Origin of the sequence: Ralstonia insidiosa (assembly GCF_008801405.1) — a bacterium.
GTDB lineage: Bacteria > Pseudomonadota > Gammaproteobacteria > Burkholderiales > Burkholderiaceae > Ralstonia > Ralstonia insidiosa.
In genome coordinates this window covers 928,036-952,970 of record NZ_VZPV01000002.1, presented here as the reverse complement: position 1 = coordinate 952,970, position 24,935 = coordinate 928,036, and the positions used below count along the sequence as shown (strand labels likewise).

Annotated in this window: 27 protein-coding genes; 11 read left to right on the top strand and 16 right to left on the bottom strand. The window is 63.2% G+C overall.

Annotated features, from left to right (window positions below):
* Positions 1-15: 15 nt before the first annotated feature.
* From F7R11_RS21140 to F7R11_RS21125, 4 genes are all read right to left on the bottom strand, one after another.
* Positions 16-372 (bottom strand): flagellar protein FliT, encoded by a 357-nt coding sequence (locus F7R11_RS21140; RefSeq protein WP_021193490.1) that lies wholly within the window; start codon positions 370-372, stop codon positions 16-18.
* Positions 373-433: 61 nt separating this feature from the next.
* On the bottom strand, positions 434-862 hold the full coding sequence (fliS, locus tag F7R11_RS21135) for a flagellar export chaperone FliS (RefSeq protein ID WP_021193489.1): 429 nt from the start codon (positions 860-862) through the stop codon (positions 434-436).
* Between the two features lie 52 nt (positions 863-914).
* A complete protein-coding gene (gene fliD / locus F7R11_RS21130; protein WP_064808114.1) occupies positions 915-2,960 on the bottom strand; it encodes a flagellar filament capping protein FliD in 2,046 nt (681 codons plus the stop codon).
* Between the two features lie 215 nt (positions 2,961-3,175).
* Entirely contained in the window at positions 3,176-3,997 is an 822-nt protein-coding gene (locus tag F7R11_RS21125) for a flagellin N-terminal helical domain-containing protein (RefSeq protein WP_021193487.1), read from the bottom strand.
* Positions 3,998-4,401: 404 nt separating this feature from the next.
* Here F7R11_RS21125 and F7R11_RS21120 point away from each other — a divergent pair, with 404 nt between their 5' ends.
* Entirely contained in the window at positions 4,402-5,037 is a 636-nt protein-coding gene (locus tag F7R11_RS21120; RefSeq protein WP_064809088.1) for a LuxR C-terminal-related transcriptional regulator, read from the top strand.
* A gap of 133 nt (positions 5,038-5,170) precedes the next feature.
* Here F7R11_RS21120 and F7R11_RS21115 read toward each other — a convergent pair whose 3' ends face one another.
* A complete protein-coding gene (locus F7R11_RS21115) occupies positions 5,171-7,018 on the bottom strand; it encodes a putative bifunctional diguanylate cyclase/phosphodiesterase (RefSeq protein WP_104577569.1) in 1,848 nt (615 codons plus the stop codon).
* A 394-nt stretch (positions 7,019-7,412) separates the two neighbouring features.
* On the opposite strand from F7R11_RS21115, the gene fliL reads away from it, so the two are divergent.
* The 10 genes from fliL (at position 7,413) to F7R11_RS21065 (ending at position 13,912) form a co-directional block, all read left to right on the top strand.
* On the top strand, positions 7,413-7,910 hold the full coding sequence (gene fliL, locus F7R11_RS21110) for a flagellar basal body-associated protein FliL (protein ID WP_021193485.1): 498 nt from the start codon (positions 7,413-7,415) through the stop codon (positions 7,908-7,910).
* Between the two features lies 1 nt (position 7,911).
* Positions 7,912-8,919 carry a flagellar motor switch protein FliM gene (gene fliM, locus F7R11_RS21105; RefSeq protein ID WP_021193484.1) on the top strand — a complete coding sequence of 336 codons (1,008 nt, stop codon included), beginning with the start codon at positions 7,912-7,914 and terminating at the stop codon, positions 8,917-8,919.
* The gene (gene fliN, locus F7R11_RS21100) at positions 8,909-9,361 is read left to right on the top strand and encodes a flagellar motor switch protein FliN (protein WP_064808116.1); all 453 of its coding nucleotides are present in this window, start codon (positions 8,909-8,911) and stop codon (positions 9,359-9,361) included. Before fliM ends, fliN begins: the two co-directional genes overlap by 11 nt.
* 61 nt (positions 9,362-9,422) lie before the next feature.
* Positions 9,423-9,812: a flagellar biosynthetic protein FliO gene (fliO, locus tag F7R11_RS21095; protein ID WP_021193482.1), complete on the top strand. Its 390-nt coding sequence runs from the start codon at positions 9,423-9,425 to the stop codon at positions 9,810-9,812.
* Positions 9,809-10,558, top strand: coding sequence for a flagellar type III secretion system pore protein FliP (gene fliP, locus F7R11_RS21090; RefSeq protein WP_064808118.1), 750 nt, complete (start codon positions 9,809-9,811; stop codon positions 10,556-10,558). Before fliO ends, fliP begins: the two co-directional genes overlap by 4 nt.
* Positions 10,559-10,567: 9 nt before the next feature.
* Positions 10,568-10,837: a flagellar biosynthesis protein FliQ gene (fliQ, locus tag F7R11_RS21085; RefSeq protein ID WP_021193480.1), complete on the top strand. Its 270-nt coding sequence runs from the start codon at positions 10,568-10,570 to the stop codon at positions 10,835-10,837.
* Between the two features lie 41 nt (positions 10,838-10,878).
* Entirely contained in the window at positions 10,879-11,682 is an 804-nt protein-coding gene (fliR, locus tag F7R11_RS21080; RefSeq protein ID WP_021193479.1) for a flagellar biosynthetic protein FliR, read from the top strand.
* Between the two features lie 108 nt (positions 11,683-11,790).
* Positions 11,791-12,141 (top strand): hypothetical protein, encoded by a 351-nt coding sequence (locus tag F7R11_RS21075; RefSeq protein WP_151180558.1) that lies wholly within the window; start codon positions 11,791-11,793, stop codon positions 12,139-12,141.
* Positions 12,142-12,374: 233 nt separating this feature from the next.
* Complete coding sequence (locus F7R11_RS21070) at positions 12,375-13,103, top strand: 3-ketoacyl-ACP reductase FabG2 (RefSeq protein ID WP_064808122.1); 729 nt, start codon at positions 12,375-12,377, stop codon at positions 13,101-13,103.
* On the top strand, positions 13,103-13,912 hold the full coding sequence (locus F7R11_RS21065; protein ID WP_064808124.1) for a hypothetical protein: 810 nt from the start codon (positions 13,103-13,105) through the stop codon (positions 13,910-13,912). Before F7R11_RS21070 ends, F7R11_RS21065 begins: the two co-directional genes overlap by 1 nt.
* Positions 13,913-13,920: 8 nt before the next feature.
* Here F7R11_RS21065 and F7R11_RS21060 read toward each other — a convergent pair whose 3' ends face one another.
* The 11 genes from F7R11_RS21060 to flgC all read right to left on the bottom strand — a co-directional run bounded on the left by F7R11_RS21060 (position 13,921) and on the right by flgC (position 24,804).
* Positions 13,921-14,664, bottom strand: coding sequence for a YoaK family protein (locus tag F7R11_RS21060; RefSeq protein WP_064808126.1), 744 nt, complete (start codon positions 14,662-14,664; stop codon positions 13,921-13,923).
* 67 nt (positions 14,665-14,731) lie between these two features.
* A complete protein-coding gene (gene flgL / locus F7R11_RS21055; RefSeq protein ID WP_064808129.1) occupies positions 14,732-15,691 on the bottom strand; it encodes a flagellar hook-associated protein FlgL in 960 nt (319 codons plus the stop codon).
* Between the two features lie 65 nt (positions 15,692-15,756).
* On the bottom strand, positions 15,757-17,694 hold the full coding sequence (gene flgK / locus F7R11_RS21050; RefSeq protein WP_064808131.1) for a flagellar hook-associated protein FlgK: 1,938 nt from the start codon (positions 17,692-17,694) through the stop codon (positions 15,757-15,759).
* Between the two features lie 118 nt (positions 17,695-17,812).
* The gene (gene flgJ, locus F7R11_RS21045; protein ID WP_064808133.1) at positions 17,813-18,904 is read right to left on the bottom strand and encodes a flagellar assembly peptidoglycan hydrolase FlgJ; all 1,092 of its coding nucleotides are present in this window, start codon (positions 18,902-18,904) and stop codon (positions 17,813-17,815) included.
* A gap of 16 nt (positions 18,905-18,920) precedes the next feature.
* Positions 18,921-20,027, bottom strand: coding sequence for a flagellar basal body P-ring protein FlgI (locus tag F7R11_RS21040; RefSeq protein WP_064808135.1), 1,107 nt, complete (start codon positions 20,025-20,027; stop codon positions 18,921-18,923).
* Positions 20,028-20,037: 10 nt separating this feature from the next.
* The gene (locus F7R11_RS21035) at positions 20,038-20,787 is read right to left on the bottom strand and encodes a flagellar basal body L-ring protein FlgH (protein WP_021193470.1); all 750 of its coding nucleotides are present in this window, start codon (positions 20,785-20,787) and stop codon (positions 20,038-20,040) included.
* 33 nt (positions 20,788-20,820) lie between these two features.
* A complete protein-coding gene (gene flgG / locus F7R11_RS21030; RefSeq protein ID WP_021193469.1) occupies positions 20,821-21,603 on the bottom strand; it encodes a flagellar basal-body rod protein FlgG in 783 nt (260 codons plus the stop codon).
* Positions 21,604-21,641: 38 nt separating this feature from the next.
* Positions 21,642-22,379: a flagellar basal-body rod protein FlgF gene (flgF, locus tag F7R11_RS21025; protein ID WP_021193468.1), complete on the bottom strand. Its 738-nt coding sequence runs from the start codon at positions 22,377-22,379 to the stop codon at positions 21,642-21,644.
* Positions 22,380-22,431: 52 nt separating this feature from the next.
* Positions 22,432-23,643 (bottom strand): flagellar hook protein FlgE, encoded by a 1,212-nt coding sequence (flgE, locus tag F7R11_RS21020; RefSeq protein ID WP_021193467.1) that lies wholly within the window; start codon positions 23,641-23,643, stop codon positions 22,432-22,434.
* 50 nt (positions 23,644-23,693) lie between these two features.
* Complete coding sequence (locus F7R11_RS21015; protein WP_064808137.1) at positions 23,694-24,359, bottom strand: flagellar hook assembly protein FlgD; 666 nt, start codon at positions 24,357-24,359, stop codon at positions 23,694-23,696.
* 37 nt (positions 24,360-24,396) lie between these two features.
* Positions 24,397-24,804, bottom strand: a complete 408-nt coding sequence (flgC, locus tag F7R11_RS21010) for a flagellar basal body rod protein FlgC (RefSeq protein WP_021193465.1) — start codon at positions 24,802-24,804, stop codon at positions 24,397-24,399.
* Positions 24,805-24,935 lie beyond the last annotated feature (131 nt).

Below are 24,935 nucleotides of genomic sequence, written 5' to 3'. Positions count from 1 at the left end.
TATCCGTATAGCGGATCAGTAGCGTGCCATGCTGCCGTAGGCGTTGCTGGCAGTGTTGGCACGGCGTGCCGTGTCAATGCGCTTCTGCAGGCGATCCAGGCGCGGATACACCATCGCGCGTACGCGAGCGTCGTCTTCAAGAATGCGCACGAGCAGCGTACGTTTGCGCTCGATGTCATCGCGTGACAGCGTGGGATGCGGCTCAGAACGGCGCAGCGCATCCACATAGGCGGCGCTCTCGCTCTCCAGCGTGCTGACGATCTCCCAGTTGCCCACTTCAGCAGCATTGACCATCTCGGCAGTCAGGCGCGCGATGGCTTCGTAGCAGACGAACAGACTTTCGCTGTCCTTGATCGGGATGTTGCGGTGCATGTTGGCTCCAGTTGGGCCGAATTCAATTCGTAAAAATCGCTTTGCTGCGCGGCCAGCCGCGTCAGCTCACAACACTCAGGTGGTTGCTGGACGCAGCAGCACCCGGCTGGCCAATAGCAAGCCAGGCTTCCTGCAACGACGCCAACAGACCGTCAACCTCGGCAAGCACCGTCAGGTCATTGGTGCCGTTGGCCACCAGCAGACGGCGCAGCATGTAGTCGTACAGACTATTGAGCTGCGCAGCGATTTCGCCACCACGCTGGTGGTCGAGACTGGCCTGCAGGCCCTGGCCGATGATCGAGATGGCCTTGTCAAAGGCACGCAGCTTGGTGGGCAGGTCGCCGCGCTCGATGGAGGCGGCAGCCAGCTTGACAGCGGCGCGTGCACCATCGAACAGCATGGCGATCAGCCGGTGCGGGTTAGCGTCAACCACAGACGTCTCGATACCGACTTGCGCGTAGGCACCGATGGCGCGGCGTGCTGCGTACATGAGAAAGGTCCTCGCTGTGTGATCTTGTTATGGGTGTTGCTTCAATCCGGACTTAGTTGCTCTTGGTCTGGTTCGCAATCGCCGCGAGCTGCGTGGTCAGGTAGGTACTGGTATTCGTCATGCTGGCCACCGCCGCAGACAACGCGTTGAACTGCGTGTAGTACAGGGCCTGCTTGTTGCTCAACTGCAGTTGCATGTTGCTGATCTGGCTGGCGAGCGAGGTGAGCGAACTGTTGATCGAGTCCGTCTCGTTCTGCACCATGCCGTTGGTCGACAGCAGGTTGGTCATGACGGTGTTGAGCTGTGCGGCATAGCCACGCTGCACTGTCACCGTGCCGCGGTTGCCCAGCGCACCGCCGGTCACCTGCACGGTCAGGCCATCGACGGCCGTGCCGGTCGCGCCATACAGGTTCTGGCCCGAACCCGTGGCCGCCACCCCGTTGATGGTGCCCTGCACGTCCTGGCCAACCACTGCAGTGGGGCTGCCACCCAGCAGCGACGCAGCGCCATTGCCCGATACCGACACTGACGAGATCGAACCGAACTGGCTGTCGGCAATGCTCAGCACGCCACCAGCATTGGCCGACACCGATGCGGTGATCTTGGCGTTCTGCAGGCTCGACGATGCGTTGATCTGGCTCTGGACCTGTGCGGCCAGGCCCGCAGCGCTGTAGCTGCCCGCCGGTATGGTCACGTTGACGGCGATACCGCTGATGTTGAACGCCAGCGTGTCGTTGCTGCCCGCCGTGATGGTCGTATTGGCAGCGGCCGAACCCGTAATCGAGCCCTGCTTGGCCAGTTGCGAGACGCTGACGGCATAGCTGCCCGACTGCGTGGTGCTCGAGAAGGTTGGTACGTTGACCAGCGAATCCGTGGCCGTGCCGGTGCCCGCAAACAGGCCGGCGACCTGGCTGGGCGATGCGGCAATGGCGGCCGACAGCGTGCTGTTGTTGATCGCCAGCGTGCCGTCCGAATTCATCGTCACACCAACGCTGCCCAGCGACTGGTAGTTGCCATTGCCGACGGCCTGGCCCAGCACGTCGGTAATCTGGTTGATGAGCGTCTTGGTGCTCACATCGCCAGCCAGCGGACCGTTGTTGGCCTTGTTGCTGGTGTCGATATTGGTGAGCGTGTTCAGTTGCGTGCGCAGCGCGTTGTAGCCATTCACGAAATTGGTGACGGCGGTGGTGGTGGCGGTCGGGTCGTTGGCCACCGTCACGGTGGTGCTGCCCGTCTTGGCCAGCGTGAACGACGTGCCATCCACCACGTTGGACAACGTGTTGGTCGGGCTTTGCACCGCAATACCGTTGACCGTGGCCAGGGCGTTCTGGCCCGTGGTCACCTCGTTCAGGTTCTGCGTGCCGGCCGGATCTTGCGAGAGCAGCGATTGCAGCGTCGAGTCGCCCGACACGGAAATCTTCATCTCCGAGTTGGAGCCACCCGCCGTGGAGGTCAGCACCAGGCGGTACGGGTTGCCGCTGCCATCATCCACGATGCTGGCCGAGACGCCCAGGTTGGCCGAGTTGATGGCATCACGAATGCCGGCCAGCGTGTTGCTGGACGAGTTGATCGTGATCGAACCGCCCGGCAGGCTGCCGTTCTGTGTGAACGTGGCGCCGGTGTACTTGCCGTTGGAAAGGCTGCCGCCCGACACGGAGCCGAACGAGAACGAAATCGTGGTGGACGACCCGCTGCCAATGGCTGCCGTAGTGGACGTCTGCCCTTGGGCGGCCAGCACTTGCGACTGCGCAAGCTGCGTCACATTCACAGCGTACGAGCTGGCCGGCGCCGAACCGGAAACCGACGCGCTCAGCACCGATGCGTCGTAGCCGCTCGCCTTCATGGCGCTGTAGTTCGACAGGCTGGTCAGGTTCGACAGTGCAGTCTGGAAGGTCGACAGCGAACTCTTGAGCGTACCCACGGCCGAGAGCTGCGTCTGGTACGAGCTCTGCTGGGTCTGCAACTGAGTCAGCGGCTGGCTTTCCACGCTCATCAGGCTGGTGACCAGCGAGTTGACGTCGATGCTCGTCCCGATACCGGGAATCGAGATCGGCGGTACGTAGTTGCTGGTGGTGGAAGAGGTCGTGGTGGTCGCCATGATCGAATCTGGTGAACGTCTGCGTCGGCGGAAGTCTCTCTTCTCAACGGCAGTGCCTGCCACTTCTTTAGGGCATGGCGCCCATACGCCGCCCCTGATAAAGGGGGGTATCGATCAACAAAAGAAAAGGCCGGCGCCCCGAAGAGCGCCGGCCTTTACCGACTCCTGCGCCCAGCCGCCTGTACCAGACAGGCCGGGCCAGCATCAGCCTGCTATTAGCCCTTCAGCAGGTTCAGAATGCTGTTCGGTGCCGAGTTGGCTTGCGCCAGCATGGCCGTACCCGCTTGCTGCAGGATGTTCTGGCGGGTCATGTTCGACGTTTCCGACGCGTAGTCCGTATCGATCATGGTCGACTTGGCAGCCGACAGCGCGGTGTTCGACGAGGTCAGCGTGTTGATGGTCGAGCTCAGACCGCTTTGTTGTGCACCCAGGCTTGCGCGAGCTGCCTTCAGGTTGGTCAGGTCGGTGGCAATGGCAGCTTGGGCTGCCGTGGCGTTGGCAGCGCTGGTCACGCTCGTACCGGTCAGCGTACCGAAGGACGACAGGTTGGCGTTGGTAACCGTAGCAACGTCCGTGGTCGAGCTTTGGCCGTACTGGAACGCCGTCGAGGTCACCGAACCATCGAACAGTTTGGCGCCGTTGTAGTTGGCGTTGGTTTCGATGTTCTTGTTGGCCGTGGCCAGCTGTTGGTATTCCTTGTCCAGGTTGGCCTGGTCGGTGGTCGACAGACCGCCGTTGTTGGCTTCCACTGCCAGCTGGTTCATACGCTGCAGGTTGTTTTCAACCTGGCCCAGGTACGAGTCGGCCGTTTGCAGATACGACTGTGCGTTGTTGGCGTTCTGGATACCCTGGGTTTGGGCGTTCAGCGTGGTGGTCAGGCTGGAGGCCACAGCGTAAGCAGCGGCATCGTCCTTGGCGCTGTTCACGCGCAGGCCGGTCGACAGGCGTTGCAGCGACGTTTGCAGAGCGTTCTGCGATTGCGACAGAGCTTGCTGCGTTTGCAGGGACGAGATGTTGGTATTAAGGCTGAGGGACATGACGGCTCCTAAGTTTCCCGATGGCGTTGTTGCCCGTTTGATTGCTCGTTCCGGCTAGGCCGGGCAACGTGACCTGCAACTTGAAGGGGATCAGGTCTGCGTTGTACTCAGGTTATCGGTGGCCCCGGCAGAAAGTTTAGGGGCAACTTGACAAATTTGTGCGCGAGCGGCGGTTTGGCTCCGGCGGCACCCCCTACTTCCGCCCCCCACCAAAAGAGGCGCCGGGCCGTCTTCTTGGCAGATACGTGCTCGGCTATACTCGATCGACCAGTTCAGAGGCGCCCGCATCCCTATATAGAGAGCGCCATCGCACAGATGGGGAGTTGCAGGCCCGCCGGACCAGCCCAAAACCTGCCGGCGGTTAGAAGAGCTCAAGTCGAGCCCGTTTGACCGCAACGCCCACCATGCTCAACGTTCTGATTGTCGAACCGCACGATATTGCCCGTGCAGGCTTGCGCCAGATCCTCAAGGATTCACGCCTGGCCCGGCAGATCGAGGCCGTACCCGACCTGCACAACGCCAACCAAGACCTGCTTGCCGAACGCGAGTGGGACGTCATGCTGTTCTCGGTGGAATCTGCCACCGGTGACGAATTCCTGACCATCAAGGCCGTCCGCCAGCAGCATGCGCGCCTGGCCGTGCTGGCGCTGGGCCGCCACCCCGAGGCGCTGCTGGCCGTGCGCGCACTCAAGGCCGGCGCATCCGGTTATCTGCCGATGGACGCCACCCAGCCGCAGTTGCTGGCGGCCGTCAACGCCATCTCCAAGGGTAAGAAATACCTGCCGTCCGACCTGGTGGAAGTGCTGGCCGACAATCTGAACGTCGACTGGGACAAGCCCCGCCACGACATCCTGTCCGACCGGGAATTCCAGACCCTGCGCATGCTTGGCTCCGGCCGCACACTGAGTGAGATTGCCGAGGCGCTGCAGATCAGCGCCAAGACGGTCAGCGTGTATCGGGGGCGGGTGCTCACGAAGATGAGGCTGCGCAACAACGCCGAGGTGACCATGTACGTGGTCAGCAACGGGTTGCAGCTATAGGGCGTCCCGCAAAGCTACTGCGCCGTCCGATCTTGACCCTGCGATGCTCGCCGTACGCGTGTACGGCTGCGCTTCTCGTGTCAACCTCGGGCGGCTCGCTACGCTTTTCAGGACACCCTGAAAAGACTCGAAATCACAGGAGACGTGGCTCGCGCAACCCATAGCGACGCACGTTCTCGCGCACCAGATCCTGCACGGCAGATGGCTCCAGCGGCCGTGTAAGCAGGTAGCCCTGATACTCATCGCAGCCAATTTCGCGCAGGAATTCGAGCTGCCCGGTGGTCTCCACACCTTCAGCCACGGTCTTCATGCCCATCGCTTGCGCCATCATGATGATGGCCCGCGTGATGGCGGCGCGCTCGGCCACGTGCGGCAAGTCCTGCACGAACGAGCGGTCGATCTTGAGCGTGTCGATCGGGAAGCGGTGCAGATACGAAAGCGATGAGTATCCAGTGCCGAAATCGTCCAGCGCCAGCGACACCCCCATCGCGCGCAGCTCGGTCAGCAGCGCATGTAGCGACGGATCATCGCGGATCAGGATGCCCTCGGTCATCTCCAACTCAACCGCGTCCCCTGGCAAGCCGCTGGTGGACAGCGCCCCACGCACCATGGCACTGAGCTGCCCCGAACTGAATGCTTGCCCTGACAGGTTGATCGACATGCGCAGTTGCGGCAGCCCGATGCGGCGCCAGCGCGCAAGCTGATCGCAAGCGGCGCGCAGGATCCAGCGGTCGATCTCGACGATCAGGCCGGTCTCTTCCGCGTCTTGAATGAACTGGCCGGGCATCATGCGGCCGAAATCTGCCGAGTTCCAGCGGATGAGCGCCTCGACGCTGACGATGCGGCCGCTCTTCACGTCCACGCGCGGCTGGTAATCGGCGTAGAACTCGTTGCGGTCGCTGGCGCGGCGCAGGCCCGATTCAATGCGGAAACGGCGCGAAACGCGGTCGTCCAGATCGCTGGTGAAGGTCTGGAAGTTGTTGCGGCCGCGCTCCTTGGCCAGGTACATGGCCGCGTCGGCCTTGCGCAGCAGGGTGTTGGGGTCGTCGCCGTCGTGGGGTGCCACGGCAATGCCGATCGACACCCCCAGGAACAGCTCCTGCCCGTCGATATGGAACGGCGCGCTGATGGCCGAGAGAATGCGCTCGGCGACCCGGCGCGTACCCAGGGCATCGAGCGATTCGAGCATGACGACAAATTCGTCGCCGCCCAGGCGGGCCACGGTATCGGCCTCACGCGCGCAGGCTTGCAGGCGGGCGGCCACTTCGCGCAGCAGCATGTCGCCAAACTGGTGGCCCAGCGTGTCGTTGACGTTCTTGAAACGGTCGAGATCCAGGAACATGACCGACACGCGCGTACGGTTGCGGCGCGCGATGGCCAGCGCATGCTCCAGTCGGTCTTCCAGCGCGGAGCGGTTCAGCAGGCCGGTGAGCGTATCGTGCGTGGCCAGATGCCGGATACGCTGCTGCGCTTCGCGGATCTGCGTGATGTCGACCAGCGACACCAGCACGGAGTACGGCGGCGTGCCCGCATTGGACCCGGCCGCGGGCACGGCGGTCATCGAATGGCCGCCCTCGGTGTACAGCGGCGTCCAGTTGCTCGACACCCAAACGGTGCGGCCGTCCTGGCAGTGCAGCCCAAAGATCTGGTTCAACTGCGGCAGGCCCTCGGCCATCACGTCACGGTCGGGCCAGTCGGCGTCGTGGATGGTGGTCTCAAACTCGTCCACGGCTGACAACACGACCTGTGCCAACGTGCGGCCGATCAACTCGGCCACCGGCACGCCCAGCAGGCGCGCTGCGCTGGGGTTGGCGTAGGTCACGCGTCGCAGGCCATCGCACACCAGAATGCCCTCTGTCAGCGCGTTGACCATCGACAGCAGGTCGAGCTTCGGGCAAAAGCCCGGCGGCTCGCCGCGTGCCGGACAGTCAGCCGGCAGCCCGTCGGCATCGACGGGACCAAAGGCAACATGGGTGGGCATGGACAAGGAATTCAAGACGGCTTCCGGCAGGACGTTGTGCGGCGCCGGAAACCTGCCCGACGCCCTTTGCAGAACTACAACGGCACGCACCGGCAAATCTTTCGGGCAGACATCACTTTTACGCAGCGGTTTGCGCGCCGGGAGATGAGGAAGGCGCATGGGGACGAGATACGCCGCATAAAAGTGATGTATAAACAACTTTATGGCAACTCAATTCCCCCAGCGCTTTGCCGCAAACCCCCGAGATAGACGGGATTGACCGCGTTTCTTGCCGGAATGAGCTGGACAGAGGTGAGGAAGAATGCCATCCGAGAACCCGACTCTGGAATTTCCGAATTTCGAGCCGGACAGGTCTTCCCCCCGATCGTTGTCCCATTAGCTCCGAGTGATCCCCATGGCCGAAGCCGCTGCCGCCACTACTGCCCCCGCCCCTGCTGCCAAGGGCGGCTCCACCAAGCTGCTGCTGATCATCCTGATCGTGCTCCTGCTCGTCGGCATGGGCGGTGCCGCCGCCTGGTTCTTCCTGGGAGGCGGCAATCACGCTGCATCCCCTGCCGCACCGGCCAAGCCCAAAGAGCCGGTGTTCGTGCCAATGGATACCCTGACCGTCAACCTGAAGCCCGAGGAAGGCAACGATCGCTATCTGCAGATCGGCATCACCTTCAAGAGCTTCGACAAGCACGCTGAAGAAGGCATCAAGACCTACACGCCCGAACTGCGCAGCCGGATCCTGACGCTGCTGGCCAGCAAGTCGCCCACTGAGTTGTATCCGGCAGAGGGCAAGGCCGCACTGGCCAAGGAAATCGTCGAACAATGCGAGCAGGTGTTCACGGCTGTCGGCAAGGAATCGCCGGTGGCGGACGTCCTGTTCACCAACTTCGTGATCCAGTGACATGCTCAAGGAAGAGTTTCTTTCCCAGGAGGAGATCGATGCGCTCCTCAAGGGCGTCACCAACGAGGTCGACGAGGAACCTGTCGCGGCCGACCCGTCTGGTGTACGCACCTACAACCTGGGCTCTCAGGAGCGCATCGTCCGTGGGCGCATGCCCACGCTGGAAATCATCAACGAGCGGTTTGCGCGCAACTGGCGCCTGGGGTTGTTCAACTTCATGCGCCGCAACGCGGAGATCTCCGTTGGTCCGGTAAAGGTCCAGAAGTACAGCGAGTTCATCCGCAACCTGGTCGTGCCGGCTGCCATCAACCTCGTGCATGTCAAGCCGCTGCGCGGCACGGCGCTGTTCGTGTTCGACCCCAACCTGATCTTCCTGGTGGTCGACAACCTGTTCGGTGGCGACGGGCGCTTTCACATGCGTGTGGAAGGCCGTGACTTTACCGATGTGGAGCAGCGCATCATCCAGCGCATGCTGCAACTCATGTTCGACCACTATGCCAAGGCCTGGCAGCCGATCTACCCGATCGAGTTCGAACAGCTGCGCATGGAAATGCACACCGAGTTCGCCAACGTCGCCACGCCCAACGAGGTGGTGGTGACGACCAGCTTCAGCGTGGAGCTGGGCAGCAACGGCGGCGACGTGCACATCTGCATGCCCTACACGATGATCGAGCCGATCCGCGACCGGCTCACCTCCGCCATCCAGGGCGAGGCGCTGGAAGTGGACAAGCGCTGGGTGCGGCTGCTCTCGCAGCAGGTGCAGACCGCCGAGGTGGAACTGATTGCCGACTTGACCACCGCCCGCGTGCAGTTTTCCGACCTCCTGAACATGAAGGTGGGCGATGTCTTGCCGGTTGAGCTGGACGAATCCGTGACCGCCAAGGTGGACGGCGTGCCCGTCATGGAATGCAGCTACGGCACCTTCAACGGTCAATACGCCCTGCGGGTCAACCGCATGCTGAATATGAGCGGCAGTGAATCTGCCATGGAGTCTGAAGATGACAACTGAACCGACCATGAACCCCGAGACCAGCGCCGACGACACCGATGTCGAGATGACGATGGAAGAGGCCATGGCCCTGGAGGCCGCACAGCGCGCTGCAGCCAATCCGCCCGCAGCCACACCAGCCTCCGATTCGGTGTTCAAGCCGCTGGTTGTCGATAGCCCCAGTGCGGCCGGCAACACGCGTAACGACATCGACATGATCCTGGACATCCCCGTGCAGTTGACGGTGGAGCTGGGCCGCACCAAGGTGCCCATCAAGAACCTGCTGCAACTGGCACAGGGCTCGGTGGTGGAGCTGGACGCACTGGCCGGTGAGCCGATGGACGTGCTGGTGAACGGTTACCTGATCGCCCAGGGCGAAGTGGTGGTCGTGAACGAGAAGTTCGGTATCCGCCTGACCGACATCATCACGCCGTCCGAACGTATCCGTAAGTTGAACCGCTGAGTTGAACGGCTAAGCCGTCGCACCCTGCGCAACCACTGCTCCCCCCGGGCAAGGTGTTGAAATGAACCATGCAGTTGATTGGGCCCGCACCTTGGGCGGCCTGTTTGTCGTATTGGCCATGATCGTGGCAGCCGGCTGGCTGCTGCGCAGGCTGCAACAGCGCGCGGGCATGGGCCCTGGGCGCCGCAGCCAGGTCGTCTCGGTCGTGGCGCAGCAGATGCTGGGCGCCCGCGAGAAAGTCGTAGTGGTGGAAGTGGATGGCACGTGGCTGGTGCTGGGCGTTACCCAGCACAACGTGCAGACACTGCACACGCTGCCACGGCCCATTGAGCCCGCCACGCCCGCCGAGCCGAATGCCAACTCCGGTGATGGCGCCAATACCAAACCCCCTTCCTTTGCGGATGCACTGGCTGTCCAGGTCAAGCGCCACCTGACGGGGAAGTCGGAATGAACATGCGTGCTGTTCTTCGTTACCTCGCTGCGCTGGCCTTGCTGTGTGCCACGCCCGCCGTGTTTGCGCAGGCGCAACCGGGCCTACCGCTGCTCTCGGGCGCTACTGGTGGGCAGAGCTACACGCTGCCGGTGCAGACGCTGATCTTCCTCACGTCGCTGGGCTTCCTGCCGGCCATCATCCTGATGATGAGCAGCTTCACGCGCATCGTCATCGTGCTGTCGTTGCTGCGCCATGCGCTGGGCACACAAACCACGCCGCCCAACCAGGTGCTGATTGGGCTGGCACTGTTTCTCACGTTCTTCGTCATGTCGCCAGTGCTCGACAAGGTGTACACCGACGCCTACGTGCCGCTGCGCGACAACAAGATCACCGTAGAACAAGCCATGGACACGGCCGCCACGCCGCTGCGCCAGTTCATGCTCAAGCAGACGCGCGAGCCGGACCTCGCCCTGTTCGTCAAGATGGGCAACATGCCCCCCATTGCCAGCCCGGAGCAGACGCCCATGCGCGCGCTCATTCCCGCCTTTGTCACCAGCGAGCTGAAGAGCGCGTTCCAGATCGGGTTTGCCATCTTCATCCCGTTCCTGGTGATCGACATCGTGGTAGCGGCCGTGCTGATGTCGATGGGGATGATGATGGTCACGCCGTCGATCTTCTCGCTGCCGTTCAAGATCATGCTGTTCGTGCTGGTGGATGGCTGGCACCTGTTGCTGGGCTCGCTGGCCCAGAGCTTTGTGCAATAAGGAGCCGCCATGACACCCGAATACGTATTGGATATGGCGCGCCAGGCGATGCAGGTCGCCATGATGGTGGGCGCGCCCATGCTGTTGGTGTCGCTCGTGGTCGGCCTGCTGATGGCGGTGTTCCAGGCTGCCACACAGCTGAACGAGCAATCGCTGTCGTTCATTCCCAAGCTGGTGGCCGTGGCCGCCACCATGATCCTGGCCGGCCCCTGGCTCGTGAGCGTGATCGTCGATTACACGCGCGATCTGCTCACCAATATCCCCAACTACGTGAATTGACGTAGTCGACTCGCAGCCACCAAACACACCACCCCGCCGCCATGATCCAGTTCACCGCCAGCCAGCTCAACGGTTGGATCGCCATGTACTGGTGGCCGCTCGTGCGCATTCTGGCGTTCATTGCGATTGCGCCGCCGTTTGCCAACACAGAAGTGCCGATGTCGATCAAGGTGGCGTTCGGCGTCATTCTCACGGTGGCACTGGCACCGATCCTGCCAGTGCCGCCTGGCGTGTCCGTGGGCTCATACGAGGGACTGTGGATCACCCTGCTGCAAGTGGCGATCGGGCTGTCGCTCGGGTTTTGTGTGCAGCTCGTGTTCAGCGCCATCAGCGGTGCGGGCGAGGTGATGTCGATACAGATGGGCCTGGGCTTTGCCACGCTGGTCGACCCGACACAAACCGAAAGCAGCATGCTGCTCGGCCGCTTTCTCAACCTCACGGCCATCACCGCCTTCATTGCCGGCGACGGGCACCTTGTGCTGCTGCACGCCCTGTTCGACAGCTTTACCGCGCTGCCCATCTCGGCTGCGCCGCTGGCCAACCCCGGCTGGCAGGCACTGGCCGAAGGCGGCACCATCGCCTTCGCACTGGCCGTGCGCGTCGCCCTGCCGATCATCGCCATCATGATGATCGTCAACCTGGGCTTTGCCGTGCTGGCACGCACCGCGCAGGCGCTCAACCCGTTTGCGGTGGGCATTTCCGCCACGCTGGTGGTGGGGCTGATGTTGGTTATGGTGATGATGACTTCGCTCGCACCGGTGGTGGAGCGGTCGGTCATGGATGCGCTGGAGTTGAGTGGGCGGGCGTTTACTCAGTTTGGGACAAACGGGGCGTTGTCTCGTTGATCGATCTGGCTCGCGGTGACTACTGACTCCGATACGCCGAACAACGCCTCACAGGCACCCACTCAACCCCGAGTCCATTGCGGGTTCGCGCAGTTCGCCCTGCATGTGTTGGCCTTCGGGCTCATCATCAACATCACGATGGCGGTGATGACGGGAGTCTCGGCAGCAGCGGCTGACAACGCGAAGCTCCTTGCTCTCGTTTCCGGCTTTGCAAGTGCCCTGCTGGCGTGGGGCTTTGTGGTGCTCGCGCAGCGATTGCCCTTTGGACACCGACCTCGGCACATCGCCATCGCTGTGTTTTCGATCGTCCTCTTGCTGAGTCTGCTGAGCGCCAAGACAGCGATTGCTGTCATACAGCCATTTCACCTACAGGAAATGGTGCAGGCGTTGGTCCACATACCAGCCATCTTGCTGTCGGCGGGCAGCCTGATCTGCCTGCTGACACGTAGCCGCTCGTAGTCGCCTCACGTTTCGCCATCGGTTGGCCTATTTGGACAGGGCTGCCGGTCACAATCCAATCCGCGCCGACTGCTCAGCCGCGCCCTAGCCGGAACGATGGGAAGCCTCCGGGCACAGGGTGTTAGTCTTGCGCAATTGCACAGCTACGCCGGTGGCCAGCCTCTAGCCCAAGCGATCGTCGAATCGCACCCGCCCACCGGTTTTCAAGCATCCAAAGAAGGGAGTCTCACCACATGAGCCGCCGTGTTCTCGTGACGGGCGCAAGCCGTGGCATTGGCCGCGCAATCGCATACCAACTGGCGTCTGACGGGTTCGACGTTTCGGTCCACTGCCGTAGCGGCCGCAAAGAGGCCGAGGCCATCGTTACCGACATCCAAACCCAGGGCGGTGCCGCCCACGTCCTGCAATTCGACGTGCGTGACCGCACGGCCTGCCGTACGCAACTCGAAGCCGATGTGGATGCACACGGCGCCTACTACGGCATCGTCCTGTGCGCGGGCGTCACGCGCGACGCGGCCTTCCCTGCCCTGACAGACGAAGACTGGGACATCGTGCTGGAGACGGGCCTGGACGGTTTCTACAACGTCGTGCACCCGCTCACCATGCCGATGGTGCGAGCACGCCAGGGCGGGCGCATCGTCACCATTGCCTCCGTCTCGGGCGTGATGGGCAACCGCGGGCAGGTCAACTACAGCGCGGCCAAGGCGGGGTTGATTGGCGCGACGAAGGCGCTGGCGGTGGAGTTGGCCTCGCGCCGCATCACCGTCAACTGCGTGGCACCGGGGCTGATCGAAACCGAGATGCTGGCGCACATGGAGCACCTGGACCAGGCGCTGGAAGCGGTGCCGATGAACCGCGTCGGGCAACCGGCAGAGGTGGCTGCGGTAGTAGGCTTTCTGATGTCGGATGCGGCGTCGTATGTCACGCGGCAGGTGATTGGCGTCAACGGCGGCATGATCTGATGAAGCGCAAGAAGACGCCCGCAGCGCCGACGCTCACGACAGAACCCGTCCTCAAACGCAATCTCGCCCGCCGGCTGGCGAGCCGCTTTGCCCTGCGTCTGCACGTGGTGTTGATCGTGCTGTGGTCGCTGGCATGGGGTGTGACCTGCAACAAGCTGCTGCAATTGACGGGACTGGACTCGCCGCCGTGGCGCTACAGCATCGCCACCGTGACCGCATGGCTGGCAATGCTCGTTGCCTTCAAGCTGTGGCTGGCTTATGCGGGATTCACGCAGCGTCGCAAACAGCAAAGCGCACGAGGCTGGCAGAGCGATTCGATTGCCGATGCAGCCGCAGATGCGATCGACTTTGGCTCCGGTCTCCCCATGCCACGCCTTGGCGGCAACATCGGGCGTGCGGCCGCGCAGCTTGGCCCCATTGGTGGGCAGGGCGGTATATTTGGCGGTGGCGGCGCCTCGGCCGATTTTGAACCGCTGGCCGATGCAGCCGATTCATCTCTGCTGGGTGAAGCCGGCAGCGGCGTGGCAGACAGCCTGTCTTCGGCAGATGAGGCGCTACCGCTGGTCTTGGTGATTGCTGTGGTGGTGGCCGCTGTGACAGCGTGCCTTGGCGTGGTGACGTACTTCTACACGCAAGGGCCGATGCTGCTGTCGGAAGCCGCGTTCGAGGTGCTGCTGGCAGGAGGCTTGATCCGCACCGCGCGCCGCGCCGATCAGGCCGACTGGCTGCGCACGGTGGTGGTCAGGACTGCGGTGCCGTGGCTGATCGTGCTGGGCTGCGCGATCGCCATTGGCCTGGTGCTGCGCTGAGCAAACCGCTACCGCCTGCGTGCAAGCAGATCGTCCACGATGGGCACGACAGCCAGCAGCATCAGAATGGATGCGAGCGGGATGGTGGTGGCATAACCCACGTGCTTGAAACCCAGCGCCCCCGCCACGCCACCCACGAAGAACATCCCCAGCAGGGAAACCAACAAGCGCAGCTTGGGCAGGTTGGCAACCACGGCCGGCAGATTGCGGTGCCCGTGGTTCCAGTACAGCGCCTTGCCGACCTCGATGCCGATATCGGTGGCCAGACCAGTCACATGGGTGGTGCGGATCTCCGCCTTCGATATCTTGGTGATGATGGCGTTCTGCAGCCCCATCAAGAAGCACAGCAGCGCTACGGTGGCCGGCACGAACACGACGCGGTATTGCCCGAGCGACGTGCCCATCAGCCCGAAGAGCAGCAGCAGCGCGGCCTCCAGCATGAGGGGCAGCGCAAACTCGCTTTGCGTGCTGCGCCGGCGGCCCCAGTTGACGAGTACCGCCGTACAGGCTGCTCCGCACAGAAACGCCAGCAGCGAGGCAAAGCCCGCCAGCACGAGCACCACGTCGCCCAGCACAAGGTCATCGGCCATTGCCGAGACAATGCCGGACATGTGCGACGTGTACTGTTTGACGGCGAGAAAACCGCCTGCGTTGGCGGCGCCGGCCACGAAAGCCAGCGATTGCCCCAGCCGGCGGTTGGCGTCTTCCGTGCGTTCGGGGCTGGTCAGGCGGCGGAGATATTGAATGGGCATGACCAGTCCTGACGGTAGGCGAGCCGACATGATACGCCGCGCCCCCTGACCGCCTCTGGTCAGCCGATCAAGGATTGAAGTACTGGAACAGCGACATGCCCTGCATGGCCGTAAACGTCTTCTGCGCGGCCTGCAACGACACCTGCTGCTGGGCAAACTGCGAAATGGCGGTGGTGTAGTCCACCGACTGCAGCTTGGAGATCTGCTCCTTCAACTGCTCGCCGTAGCTCGAGCCGCTGCTGTTGAGCGTGGTGATCTGCGCCTGCTGCGTGCCCACGGTCACCTGCGCCTGCAGGGCGACCTGGTAAGCGTTGTCGAGGTTGCCCTGCGCCGTCTGCACGGCCTTCTGCAGGTTGGCAACATCGGTGGCCTGGGTGGCCGGATTGATCGGGGTGGACAGTGCCGTGATCAGGTTTTCGTACGTCTTGAAGATGCTTTGATTGGCGCTCGGGTTGGCCGGGTCCGTATTGGCAATGCGCACGAACACCGAGTCACCCGACACCGAGTTCGGCATCGATACGTTCTGAGAGACCTGCACCGTGGGCGGCTGTCCGCTGCCGACGTACTGCACGGTGCCACCCGAATTGACGAACGGGTCGGTCGTGCCGTTAGCGCCACCGAACAGTGCCACGCCTGAGGCATCGCGCTGGTTGGCGGTGGCGAGCAACTGCTGATACTGCTGCTTGACCTGTGCCAGCACACCAATGCGCTGCGAATCCGTCATCAGCGAGGTATTGGCCGACACCAGGCTCTGCTTGCCCTGCTGCAGCGTGGTCGCCAGGTTGGTGAGCGCTGACGACACGTTGGTCAGGCGTGCATCGGTGGCGTCGCGGTTGGCCTGGTATTGATCATTGGCGTCCTGCGTCTGCTGCAGCTGCGACATCTGGCCGAACGCGCTCGGGTTGTCACCCGCGCTGGTGAGCGCAATGCCGCTCGCAATCTGCTGCTGCAGCGTCATCAGGTTCGACTGCGTGTTCTGCATGGAAGCAGTGGATGCAGCAAAGAATTGGGCGGTACTGACTCGCATGATCGGTCCGGACGAAGGGCTTTAGGACGTTATCGACAAATGGGGCGGATTCTTCAGCCGCCCGGTCAGCCGCCGGCAATCGACAGCAAGGAATCAAACAGCGTATTGGCCGTCTGCATCACCTTGGCCGATGCCTGGTAGGCCTGCTGATACTTCATCAGGTTCATTGCCTCGTCATCCAGGCTCACGCCCGACACAGACGACTGCTGCTGCTGCGAGCTTGCCAGCAGCGCCTTCTGCGAGGTCAGGTTGCTGCTGGCCGTGTTGGCCTGTACGCCCACCTTGGTGACGAGGTTGTTCCACGACGAGCCGATCGAGGTGGTGCCGCCGTCGAGCAGCGTGGCATTGCGCAGCTTGGCCAGCGCGCTGGCGTTGCCGCCGTCGGTGCTGTTGGCGGTGTTGGCCGAGACGGCAAACGTGTCGTTGTTGGCCGGTGTGCCCGACAACGTCAGCTGCACGCCATTGAACGAGTACGTCGCACCCTGCGTGTACGGCGCAGTGCCGCCGCTGTATGTCGTGTTGGTGCCGTTGACGTTGACCGTCACGCTGCCCGGGAAACCCGAGAGCGAGCCACCCACCGCCGAGCTGTACGTCAGGTTGACCGGCGACGTGAGCGGCGCGCCGGCGTACGTGCTGTCCACACCAATGGACGACACCGTAGCGCTGCCCGTGTTGTTGCTGCCCTGGTTGAGCACTACCGGCGTGGCGGCCGCCACGTTGTGATAGTCGGTGGTGAGCGTCTGCATGCTCGATGCCGCATTGGCGGTCGGGCGCACCAGGAACGAATCCCCACTGTTCATGGTGCCCGACAGGTTCATCGTGACGCCATCAATGGTGGTCGGCCAGCTCGTCACCGTCACGGAAGCAGAGCCATCCGGGTAGTGCGAAACGGTGTAGGCGCCGCCCTGGTACTTGATCTGGTAGTCGTAACCTTGGCCCGCATTGGCGTTGGTGATGCTGGCCGTGACGGTAGCGCTGCCGGTGTTGTTGCTGCTGGCGGCAACGGTGGGGCCAGCCACGGAGAAGAGGTTCGTCCCCATCTTGCCGTTGGCGTCCATACCCAGGTTGTTCTGCGCGTTCACGTCGGCCGACACGGCCGCAGCCAGCTTGCCCAGGCTGTTCTGCGCCGGGATGAGCGTGTTGCGGCGGAAATCCAGCAGCCCCCCCAGGGCGCCGCCGCCCAGTTGGCTGTCGTCAATGTTGACGGTGCCGGCCGGGCTCTTGTAGCCCACCGATAGTTGCGTCGGGTCGTACTGCGACGGCACGGCCGCCAGCTGGTAGCTCTGGTTGCCCTGCACCAGCGCCTGACCATTGCCCACGTAGATGTTGTACTGACCGTCACCGGTCTGCACCACGCTGGCCTTGATCGACTTGTTGAGCGTCTGCACGAGCTGGTCGCGCTGGTCACGCAGGTCATTGGCAGGCTGGCCGGTGGAGGCCTCAGCCTTGGCAATCTGGTCGTTCAGGCCAGCAATCTGCTGCGCCACGCTGTTGACCGAGCTGATCTGCGTCTGCACCTGCGTGTTGACCTGGCCAGACAGCGAGGTCAACTGGCCGGCAATCGAATTGAAACGGCTCTGCAAGCCCGCCGCGGCGTTCAGGAACACCTGGCGCGCGGTGGTGCTCGACGGGTTGGACGTCAGACCGTCGGCCCCGTTGAAGAAGCTGGTCAGCGCCGAGGAGAGCCCGCTGTTGCTATCCGACATGTACTGGCTCAGACCGGACACCAGGCTATTGAGCTGGTCAGCCGAGCTGGTGGCGGCCTGGCCGCTCTGCACTTGGGCCGTCAGGAACTGGTCGTAGATACGCTTGACGGTCGTCACATTCGCACCCTGCCCCAGATAGCCAACGCCGGCGTACAGCGGAATGTTCTCCGTCTGCACGGCCTCCTGGCGCGAATAGCCAGGCGTGTTGGCGTTGGCGATGTTGTTGCCGGTCACCTGTAGGTTGATATTGGCGACCTGCAGGCCGGTCGCGCCAATATTCAGGAGGGAGCTGCTCATGTTTGTCTCGATGCAGGCAGCACAGTGCCGCCAAGATGGACCCTACAAACAACATCGGCCGGCTCTGATCAAACTTGAGCCGGCCGACACTATTGGTTTTTCTCGTTGATAGCGAACGTCAAACGATCTGTTTGAGCACCGCCATGATCTTGTTGGCGTAGTTCGGGTCTGTGGCGTAACCCGCACGTTGCAAGCCCTTGGCAAACGAGGCCGCGTCGTTACCGTTGCCCGCCGCCACGACGTTGCTGTAGCGCGGGTTGTTGGCCAGCAGATTGGCGTAGTCCTTGAACGCCTCGGCGTACGAGCCGTAGACGCGGAACTTCTCCTGGACCTTGTGCGCGACGCCGCCCACGTATTCGGTGGTGGTCACCGTGGCCGTCTTGCCCGTCCACGAGCCGCCGGCCTTGATGCCGAACAGGTTGTGCGTGTTGGTGCCGTCGCTGGACTTGATTTCGCGGCGGCCCCAGCCGGACTCCAGTGCGGCGTGGCCGATCATGAAGTTGGCCGGAATGCCGGTTTCCTGCGCGGCCTGCGAGGCGTGGCCGATCAGCTTGTTGTAGAAGCTGGCCATGCGATCACCACGCGGCTCGGAAGCCACGGTCGACAAATCTACATCCGGCAGTGCGCCGGTCGACTGGCCGCTCTGGTCCGCCCCGGCCTGCTTGCGCAGGGCAGCCAGGGCGCGCTGCACGCGCTCTTCCAGACCCGGGCGCGGCACGGTGCTGATGCCCGAGCCATCGTCTTCCGTGCCGGGCGCAACCGCAGCGGCCATGCTGTTGAGCGACGAGCGGGCGATGGCCTTGGCGGTGTCCGACGTGGAGCCTGTTGCCCCCGGCAAGGCGGTGTTCGTGGCGGTGGTGTTGGACAGCGCGGTATTCACCGGCCCACCGGCATCCGGGTTCACATGGTTGGCCTGACGCAGCATCTGCTTGAGCAACTGGTCTGCTACGCCCACGCCGCGCGATGCCATCGTCTGCGAGAGCTGCTGGTCAAGCATCGACGTGTACATCTTGGTCGACGACGAATCGAACGGCCCGTTCTGCGGCGATGCATCGCGCATCTGCTTGAGCATCATGTTCACGAAGATCGCGTCGAACTGCTTGGCGACGGTCTTGGCGGCACCGGTCGGGTCAGTACGTGCGGCTTGCTTGAGCGACTCGAACCCTGTGGAGTCGAGCGCCAGGCGGCTGGTGAGGTCGGTCGGGTTCATCGCGTCGGCCCCTGCTTTAGATGATTTCCAGCTCGGCGCGCAGGGCGTTGGCCGCCTTCATCGCCTGCAGGATCGAAATCAGGTCTTGCGGGTTGGCACCGATCGCATTGATGGCCTTGACCACATCTGCCAGGTTGGTGCCGCCCTTCACGTTGATGAGGCTGCCGCCTGCCTGCTTGACCTCGATGTTCGAACGTGCGGCCGCCACCGTCTGGCCTTGCGAGAACGGTGCCGGCTGGCTCACCACCGGCTCGGTGCTGATGGTGACTGACAGGCTGCCGTGTGCCACCGCGCAGGGCTCAAGCTTGACGAGCTGGTTCATCACCACCGAGCCCGTACGCGCGTTGACCACCACGCGTGCGGCGGCCAGCGCCGGCGTCACGTCAATGTTCTGCAACTTGGCGAGAAACCCGACGCGGTCCGACGCCAGCGCCGGCGCACGCACGTTGATCGTGCGGCCGTCGGCGGCCTGGGCGGTGTCGGTGCCGAACTGCTTGTTGATGGCGTTGACGATGTTCTGCACCGTACCGAAGTCCGTCGTGCCGGTGTCGAGCTGGATGCTGCCGGCTTCGCCCACCGTGGCCTGCACTGCGCGCTCCACCGTCGCCCCGTTGGCGATGCGGCCGGCGCCCAGCTGGTTGATCTGCACCTTGCTGCCGTTGGCCGACGCACCCGCACCGCCAATCACCACGTTGCCCTGCGCCAGGGCGTACAACTGGCCGTCCACGCCCTTGAGCGGCGTGAGCAGCAGCGTGCCGCCGCGCAGGCTCTTGGCATTACCAATGGAAGACACCGTTACGTCGATGGTCTGGCCAGGCCGCACAAAGGCAGGCAGCGCAGCCGTCACCACCACGGCAGCGGTGTTCTTGAGCTGGATGCTGGCGCCGGCCGGCACGTTGATGCCGAACTGCGTGAGCATGTTGTTGAAGCTCTGGATCGTGAACGGCGTCTGCGTGGTCTGGTCACCACTGCCATCCAGGCCGACGACCAGGCCGTAGCCGATCAGCGCGTTCTCACGCACACCGGCAACACTGGTCAGATCCTTGATGCGGTCGGCGTGTGCCGTGCCACAGATTGCGCTCAGTGCCACCAGGGCCGCGCCGATGATGCGATGTAAAGTCATAGCGGCTTCCTCAGAACGGCGACACGGTCAGGAAGAACCGCGACAGCCAGCCCATCTGCTGGGCTTCGGCCACGTAGCCGGTGCCGCGGTATTCCATGCGTGCATCCGCCACCTGGGTGGACAGCACGGTGTTCTGGTTGTTGACGGTGGTCGGGTTGATCACGCCTGAGAACTTGATCGACTCGGTGCCCTGGCCCACGGCCATCTGCTTCTCGCCACTCACCACCAGGTTGCCGTTGCCGAGCACTTCCACCACCGTCACGGTAATGGTGGCGGTGAAGTTGTTCTGCGCACCGTTGGCGCCCTTGCTGTCGAACTTGTTGGCGTCGCTGGCCGATACGCCCAGCAGCGACAGCACGCCCGGGTTCATGCCAGCAAACGTGGGCACCGACGTGGTCTTGCTGCCGCTGCGGTCCACGCTGCCGGAAGTCTGCTTGCTGGCTGCCGTGTTCTCGGTAATCACGATGGTGATGGTGTCGCCCACCATGTGTGCGCGGCGGTCTTCGAACATGCCGCGAAAGCCGCCGCTGCCCGATGCAACCTCTTGGTAGATCGCCCCGTTCTGACGCGGTGCCATGACGGGCATGGGCGGACGCGCCGTGGTCGGGCCCTGCACAATCGGCGCCGGCGGCGGCAGGAAGCCGCACGCCGTAGCGAGCAGAGCCGCCGTGCCAAGCACGGCCAGTTTGGCGATTCGCACAGCGCGGCCGCCGTGCTGAATCTGTTCCTGTTGGAGCGAGTAGACCGGGGGGGTTTGCATCGCAAGACTTCCTTAAAAACTGCGCTGCCCAGCTTAGAGCTGCGACAGCTTCTCCAGCATCTGGTCGGACGTCTGCACCGACTTGCTGTTGATCTCGTACGCACGCTGCGTCTGGATCATGTTGACCATTTCTTCCACCACGTTCACGTTGGACGTTTCCACGTAGTTCTGGTTGAGCACACCCGTGCCGTTGGAACCCGGATTGGCCAGGTTGGCCGTGCCGGCGGCTTCGGTCTCTGCATACAGGTTCTCGCCCATGCTGCGCAGACCGGCCGGGTTGATGAAGTTGGCCAACTGGAATGTGCCGACCTGGGTGTTGTTGACCGAGCCAGGCGTGGTGACCGTCACCACACCATCCTTGCCCACGGTGAGGCTGGTGGCGTTCTGCGGAATGGTGATGGCCGGCTGGATCGGGTAACCGCTGGAGGTCACCAACTGACCCTGCGCGTTGACCTGGAAACTACCGTCGCGCGTATACGCCAGAGTGCCATCAGGCATCTGCACCTGGAAGAAGCCGTTGCCGTTGATGGCCACGTCGGTCGCGTTGCCGGTTTGCGTCAGGTTGCCCTGCGTGTGCAAGCGCTCGGTGGCGACGATGCGCACGCCGGTACCGACCTGCATGCCCGAAGGCAGCGTGGTCTGTTGCGACGATTGCGCCCCCGGCTCACGCACGTTTTGGTACAGCAAGTCTTCGAACACGGCGCGCGAGCGCTTGAAGCCCGTCGTGTTGACGTTCGCCAGGTTGTTCGAGATGACATCCAGCTGCGATTGCTGGGCGTCCATCCCGGTCTTGGAAATCCACAGGGAGCGAATCATGTTCGAGTCCTTGGTTGATTCAGTTCACACGCAACGCATCAAGCGTGGCGCAGCAGTTCATTGGCCGACTGGGCATTCGTGTCACTCGTCTGCAGCGATTTCATCTGCATCTCGAGCTGGCGCGAAATTTCAATCATGTTGACCAGCGAGTCGGTCAGGTTGACGTTGCTGCCTTCCAGTGCGCCGGGCGTGATGCGCACGTTTTCATTCGTGTCGGCGTCCTGCCCATCACGCTGACGGAACAGGCCGTCAGTGCCACGGTTCAGGTTTGAAGGGTCAATGCTGACCAGCTTCAGACGGCCCAGCGACACCGGCGGCGTGACGTTGTCCGCGCTGATGGCGTTGACCGTGCCGTCCTTGGCAAACTGCACCGTCGTGTTGGGCGGCAGCGTGATCGGGCCGCCATCACCCATCACCGGCTGGCCGGCCAGGGTGACGATGGTGCCGTCGGCACTCAGTTGAAACGTGCCCGCGCGGGTGTACGCCTCGGAGCCATCCGCGGCCTGCACGGCAAAGTAGCCCTGCCCGTCGACTGCCACATCCAGAGAACGGCCGGTGGTCTCGATCGGGCCTGGCGTCACGTCTGTGCCGATGGCCGATGCCATCACATAGCTGCGCGTGGGCGAGCCATCGCCCTGCACACCCACCGTATGGAACGCGTCGATCTGCGCCTTGAAGCCGGTGGTGCTGGCGTTGGCCAGGTTGTTGGCGCTGGCGGCCTGTTGGTCGAACAGGTGCTTCACGCCAGTCATCGACACGTAAATTGAGCGGTCCATGCGAGGTTCCTAGATGGGCGTTCAGGTGATGGCTGTTAGGACAATCCAGTGCTTACATGGTCACCAGCGTCTGCAGGATGGTGTCCTGCGTCTTGATGGTTTGCGCATTGGCCTGGTACGAGCGCTGGGCAATGATCATGTTCACCAGCTCGGCCGACAGATCCACGTTGGATTGCTCCACCGCCGACGACTGCAGCAAGCCGAACGAACCCATGCCCGGCGTGCCCAGGTTCGGGGCGCCCGAGTTGGACGTTTCCACCCACTGGTTGCCGCCGATGTTCTGCAGGCCTTCCGGTGCCTTGAAGTTGGCCATGGCAACCTGACCCAGCACGGCGGTGCGGCCGTTGGAATAGCGCGCAGTGATGGTGCCGTCGGTACCCACCGCGTAGCTGGCCAGGCGGCCAGTGGCGTAGCCGTCCTGCGAAACGCCGGGGGCGGTGTCGTTGTAGCCGCCGCCGTATTGCGTGGTGCCGGTGAAGTCCATGTTGGCGATGCTCATGCCGCCAAAGGCCACGGCAACCTTGCTGGGGTTGGTGGTCAGTGCACCGCTGGCATTGAAGGTCAGCGTGGAGACCGGGTTACCGCCAGTCGGGTTGTTGCCATCGACCTGCGAGTACACCGCCCATGTACCAGGGCCCGTATTCACGTAGTAGTTGGTCAGCATGTGGGCCGTGCCCGTGCCGTCGTACACCTGTTCCGAAACGGAGTGGTTGAACGTGGCCGAGTTGGTGGCCGAGAACGGCGTGGTGGTCGGCGGCGTGGCGGCAGCGTCAAGGTTCACCCCGAACGCGGTGTTGGTGGTGGCCAGCGGCGCCAGGTCATTGACCGGAATCTTCAGGTTGGTCAGCACGGCGGTGTTGACCTTGCCGGTGTTATCCACACCGTAGCCGGTCAAATTCTGGCCGGTGGCGGAGATGATGTAGCCGTTCTTGTCGGTCTGGAACTGGCCGTTACGCGTGTACGACACCTGGCCGCTGCTCGCGTCCACCATGCGGTAGAAGCCCGTGCCGTTGATGGCGATGTCCAGCGGGTTGCCGGTGTTGGTCACGTTGCCCTGCGTGAACGACTGCGACACCCGGGTCACGCTCACGCCCTGGCCAACCTGATTGTCGGTAGCACCCACCAGCGAACGTGCGTACACGTCGCCAAACTCGGCGGTCGATTTCTTGTAGCCGACGGTGTTGGCATTGGCGACGTTGCTGCCGATCACATCGAGGTTTTGAGAGGCGGCGTCGAGACCGCTCAGGCCTTGCTGGAATCCCATAGTGTTCTCCCGAGAATAGAAATGCGGCGGGCGTGTCTGAGACGGGCCCGTTACTGAATAGAAGCGACGTCAGACAGCTTGGCCGTCCCGCCGGATGCCAGCACCAATTGCATCGTGCCGTTGTTGATGGTCACGCCGGCCACCTTGTCGGTGCCCAGCGCGTTTGCCGTGGTGGTTTGGCCGTTGAGCGTGGCCGCAGTACTGATCGTGTAGTTGCCATCGGCAAGCTGGTTGCCCTTGTCGTCCTTGCCGTTCCAGGTGTAGTTGCCGGAGCCGGCCGTCATCTGGCCCAGATCAACGGTACGCACCGCAACCCCGGCCGCATTCTTGATGGTGACGACCACGTCATCGGCGCCATTAGGCACCGAGATGCCAAAGTTGGCCTTGCCGGACGCCAGCGTGAGGTTGGACGACGGCACCTGCACCGTCCGGCCGATCATCGATGAAGCCTGCGTGGCAGCGTTCTGCGTGAGCATGCTGGACATCGTGGTGTTCAACTGCTGGATCCCGCTGACCGTGTTGATTTGCGCGAGCTGCGTGGTCATCTGCGAGTTGTCCATCGGGTTCAGCGGATCCTGGTTCTTCAACTGCGCCACCAGCATCTGCAGGAACGTGCTCTGCAGATCGGTACCGCTGGTGATCGCCAGGTTGTTGCCGGTGGTCGTGCTCGTGGTACCGGTGGTACCCGTGGTGCTTGTCGTGGAGCTGACGGTCATAGTCGTATCTCGCTTAGGAGGCTTGAGCGGGGGCCGCTTACTGGCCCAGGGTCAGGGCCTTGGCGGCCATCGTCTTGGTGGTGTTGGCGACTTCCACATTGGCCTGGTACGAACGCGAGGCGGAAATCATGTTGACCATTTCTTCGACCGGATCCACGTTCGGCATGGTCACGTAGCCGTCGGCATCGGCCAGCGGGTTGCCCGGCTGGTGCATGCGCTTCATGGGGGTGACGGTGTCTTCCACCACGCGGTCGACCGACACGCCCGTGGCGTAGTCGTCAGCCCCCTGCTCGGGCGAGAACACCACCTGCTTGGCGCGGTAGGCGGTGCCGTTGGGCCCCGTCACGCTCTCGGCGTTGGCCAGGTTGGAGGCCACCACGTTCATGCGCTTGGACTGCGCGGTGAGCGCGCTGCCAGCCACATCCATCACCTTGAATAGCGACATGTTGGTTCCGCTGTCTGAGTACTGTTTGCTGTTGCCGGATCGGTCCGGTGTTGTGTGGGCGCTCTCCGGGCCAGACTGCCTGGCCCGGGGCGCCGCATCACTCCCGCCCCTCTTTCGTCGCACCCGAGACT

Coding starts and splice junctions, on each gene's coding strand:
- fliD (WP_064808114.1), bottom strand. CDS start 2,960: ATGGCGACCACCACGACCTCTTCCACCACCAGCAACTACGTACCGCCG.
- flgG (WP_021193469.1), bottom strand. CDS start 21,603: ATGATTCGCTCCCTGTGGATTTCCAAGACCGGGATGGACGCCCAGCAA.
- flgL (WP_064808129.1), bottom strand. CDS start 15,691: ATGCGAGTCAGTACCGCCCAATTCTTTGCTGCATCCACTGCTTCCATG.
- flgF (WP_021193468.1), bottom strand. CDS start 22,379: ATGGACCGCTCAATTTACGTGTCGATGACTGGCGTGAAGCACCTGTTC.
- fliR (WP_021193479.1), top strand. CDS start 10,879: ATGATCCAGTTCACCGCCAGCCAGCTCAACGGTTGGATCGCCATGTAC.
- F7R11_RS21015 (WP_064808137.1), bottom strand. CDS start 24,359: ATGACCGTCAGCTCCACGACAAGCACCACGGGTACCACCGGTACCACG.
- F7R11_RS21060 (WP_064808126.1), bottom strand. CDS start 14,664: ATGCCCATTCAATATCTCCGCCGCCTGACCAGCCCCGAACGCACGGAA.
- F7R11_RS21140 (WP_021193490.1), bottom strand. CDS start 372: ATGCACCGCAACATCCCGATCAAGGACAGCGAAAGTCTGTTCGTCTGC.
- flgK (WP_064808131.1), bottom strand. CDS start 17,694: ATGAGCAGCTCCCTCCTGAATATTGGCGCGACCGGCCTGCAGGTCGCC.
- fliN (WP_064808116.1), top strand. CDS start 8,909: ATGACAACTGAACCGACCATGAACCCCGAGACCAGCGCCGACGACACC.
- fliQ (WP_021193480.1), top strand. CDS start 10,568: ATGACACCCGAATACGTATTGGATATGGCGCGCCAGGCGATGCAGGTC.
- F7R11_RS21125 (WP_021193487.1), bottom strand. CDS start 3,997: ATGTCCCTCAGCCTTAATACCAACATCTCGTCCCTGCAAACGCAGCAA.
- flgJ (WP_064808133.1), bottom strand. CDS start 18,904: ATGAACCCGACCGACCTCACCAGCCGCCTGGCGCTCGACTCCACAGGG.
- fliL (WP_021193485.1), top strand. CDS start 7,413: ATGGCCGAAGCCGCTGCCGCCACTACTGCCCCCGCCCCTGCTGCCAAG.
- F7R11_RS21040 (WP_064808135.1), bottom strand. CDS start 20,027: ATGACTTTACATCGCATCATCGGCGCGGCCCTGGTGGCACTGAGCGCA.
- F7R11_RS21035 (WP_021193470.1), bottom strand. CDS start 20,787: ATGCAAACCCCCCCGGTCTACTCGCTCCAACAGGAACAGATTCAGCAC.
- fliP (WP_064808118.1), top strand. CDS start 9,809: ATGAACATGCGTGCTGTTCTTCGTTACCTCGCTGCGCTGGCCTTGCTG.
- fliS (WP_021193489.1), bottom strand. CDS start 862: ATGTACGCAGCACGCCGCGCCATCGGTGCCTACGCGCAAGTCGGTATC.
- flgC (WP_021193465.1), bottom strand. CDS start 24,804: ATGTCGCTATTCAAGGTGATGGATGTGGCTGGCAGCGCGCTCACCGCG.
- F7R11_RS21065 (WP_064808124.1), top strand. CDS start 13,103: ATGAAGCGCAAGAAGACGCCCGCAGCGCCGACGCTCACGACAGAACCC.
- flgE (WP_021193467.1), bottom strand. CDS start 23,643: ATGGGATTCCAGCAAGGCCTGAGCGGTCTCGACGCCGCCTCTCAAAAC.
- fliO (WP_021193482.1), top strand. CDS start 9,423: ATGAACCATGCAGTTGATTGGGCCCGCACCTTGGGCGGCCTGTTTGTC.
- fliM (WP_021193484.1), top strand. CDS start 7,912: ATGCTCAAGGAAGAGTTTCTTTCCCAGGAGGAGATCGATGCGCTCCTC.
- F7R11_RS21120 (WP_064809088.1), top strand. CDS start 4,402: ATGCTCAACGTTCTGATTGTCGAACCGCACGATATTGCCCGTGCAGGC.
- F7R11_RS21115 (WP_104577569.1), bottom strand. CDS start 7,018: ATGCCCACCCATGTTGCCTTTGGTCCCGTCGATGCCGACGGGCTGCCG.
- F7R11_RS21070 (WP_064808122.1), top strand. CDS start 12,375: ATGAGCCGCCGTGTTCTCGTGACGGGCGCAAGCCGTGGCATTGGCCGC.